This is a genomic window from Luteibacter sp. P4_D7_3 (genome assembly GCF_056401735.1).
In genome coordinates this window covers 1-2,073 of sequence record NZ_JBFUIT010000486.1, presented here as the reverse complement: position 1 = coordinate 2,073, position 2,073 = coordinate 1, and the positions used below count along the sequence as shown (strand labels likewise).

Sequence of the window (2,073 nt, the reverse complement as noted above, 5' to 3'; positions counted from 1 at the left end):
TGCGCAGGGCGTGCTCACGGCGGCGCAGTGGCTCGCGAAATTCGGTGCGGGCTCTTACGGGTGCRCCTTCAAGATCGCACCCGGTGACGCCGCGCCCGACCCCGAAGTTGCCTGGATGCAAATGGTCGAGGTACGAAAGGCGAGGAGCATCTTCACCTGGAACGAAATCATGGTTGCGGCCTGGCCGCAGACCACACACGCCAATATGCCACTCGAGGCGTTCTTCTTCATCGCCGGTAACGTCAGCGGTCTGTCCAGTGCGAAGCTGGATCAAGAGGATTTCAGAACGACAGCTGGGCGGTGGGTGCCCATCGTCCGATGGGTGCCCGCGACATCAGTCAACGGCCGGGCGACGTTCACCTACAACGCCGCCGACCAGGCGATCCTGCAATGAGGATCGCCTGCTGGATCAGACTTCCAGCGTCGCCAGATCGCCCTTGTCTTCCAGCCACTGCTTGCGGTCGCCCGCGCGCTTCTTGGCCAAAAGCATGTCCATGAGCTTGGCGGTGCCATCGTCGGCTTCGATGGTGAGCTGCACCAGGCGACGCGTATCCGGATGGACGGTGGACTCGCGCAACTGCGCCGGGTTCATCTCGCCGAGGCCCTTGAAGCGCGTAACACTTACCGCGCCCTTCATCTTTTCACGCTCGACCTTCTCCAGCATCAGGCGCTTTTCTTCTTCATCGAGGCAGTAGAACACCTGCTTGCCCACGTCCACGCGGAACAACGGCGGCATGGCGACGAAGACATGGCCCAGGCTGACCAGGGTGGGGAAGTGTTTCAGGAACAAGGCGGAGAGTAGGGTGGCGATGTGCAGGCCGTCCGAGTCCGCGTCGGCGAGGATGACCACCTTGCCGTAACGCAGGCCGCTGAGGTCGTCCTTGCCGGGATCGCAGCCGATCGCCACGGCGAGATCGTGCACTTCCTGCGATGCGAGCACGGCGGTCGATTCGACTTCCCAGGTGTTGAGGATCTTGCCGCGTAGCGGAAGGATCGCCTGGAAGTCCTTGTCACGGGCCTGCTTGGCCGAGCCGCCTGCCGAATCACCCTCGACGAGGAAGATTTCGGTGCGGGTGAGATCGGTCGAGGCGCAGTCGGCGAGCTTTCCGGGCAGGGCAGGCCCCGAGGTGATCTTCTTGCGAACCACCTGCTTGGCGGCCTTGAGGCGTGCGCTGGCGCGTTCGATGGCGAGCTGGGCGATCTTCTCGCCCGTTTCCACGTGCTGGTTCAACCACAGGCTGAAGGCGTCGTGCACCACGCCCTCGACGATGCCGGCGGCGGCGCGCGACGACAGGCGCTCCTTCGTCTGGCCGGCGAACTGGGCGTCCTGCAGCTTCACGCTGAGTACGAAGGCCAGGCGTTCCCAGACATCTTCCGGGGCCAGCTTCACGCCTCGCGGCAGCAGGTTGCGCAGGTCGCAGAACTCGCGGATGGCGTTGGTGAGGCCGGAACGCAGGCCGTTCACATGCGTGCCGCCCTGCGCGGTGGGAATCAGGTTGACGTAGCTTTCCTGGACCAGGTCGCCTTCCGGCAGCCAGGCGAGGGCGACGTCGAGTGCATCGGTCTCGCGGGCGAAATGCTTGACGAACAGGCCCGACGGCAGCGCTTCCGCCCCCTGCAACTCACCGCGCAGATAGTCGGGCAGGCCATCTTCGAAGTACCACTCGGTGGTTTCGCCGGAGGCTTCATCGAGCAGGCGCACGGTGAGGCCCGCGCAGAGCACGGCCTTGGCGCGCAGCAGGTGCTTGAGCTTGGAGACGAGGATCTTCGGTGTATCGAAGTACTTCGCGTCCGGCCAGAAACGCAAGGTGGTGCCGGTCTTCTTCTTGGGGACGGTGCCGATGACTTCGAGCTCGCTGGAGCGGTCGCCATTGGCGAAGCTCATGCGGTATTCCTGGCCGTCGCGACGGATGGTCACGTCGACCTTGTGCGACAGCGCATTCACCACCGAGACGCCGACGCCGTGCAGGCCGCCTGAGAAAGCGTAGTTCTTGTTCGAGAACTTGCCGCCGGCGTGCAGGCGCGTGAGGATCAGCTCGATGCCGGGAACGCCCTCTTCGGGATGGATATCCA

Annotated in this window: 2 protein-coding genes; one reads left to right on the top strand and one right to left on the bottom strand. The window is 64.2% G+C overall.

The genetic code is table 11. The features are described from left to right. Positions 1-394, top strand: a 394-nt coding sequence (locus AC1DSN_RS21840) for a hypothetical protein (protein WP_477332873.1), incomplete at its 5' end; no start/stop codon positions are given. Between the two features lie 15 nt (positions 395-409). Here AC1DSN_RS21840 and parE read toward each other — a convergent pair. Next, positions 410-2,073, bottom strand: a 1,664-nt coding sequence (gene parE, locus AC1DSN_RS21835; protein WP_477332871.1) for a DNA topoisomerase IV subunit B, incomplete at its 5' end; no start/stop codon positions are given.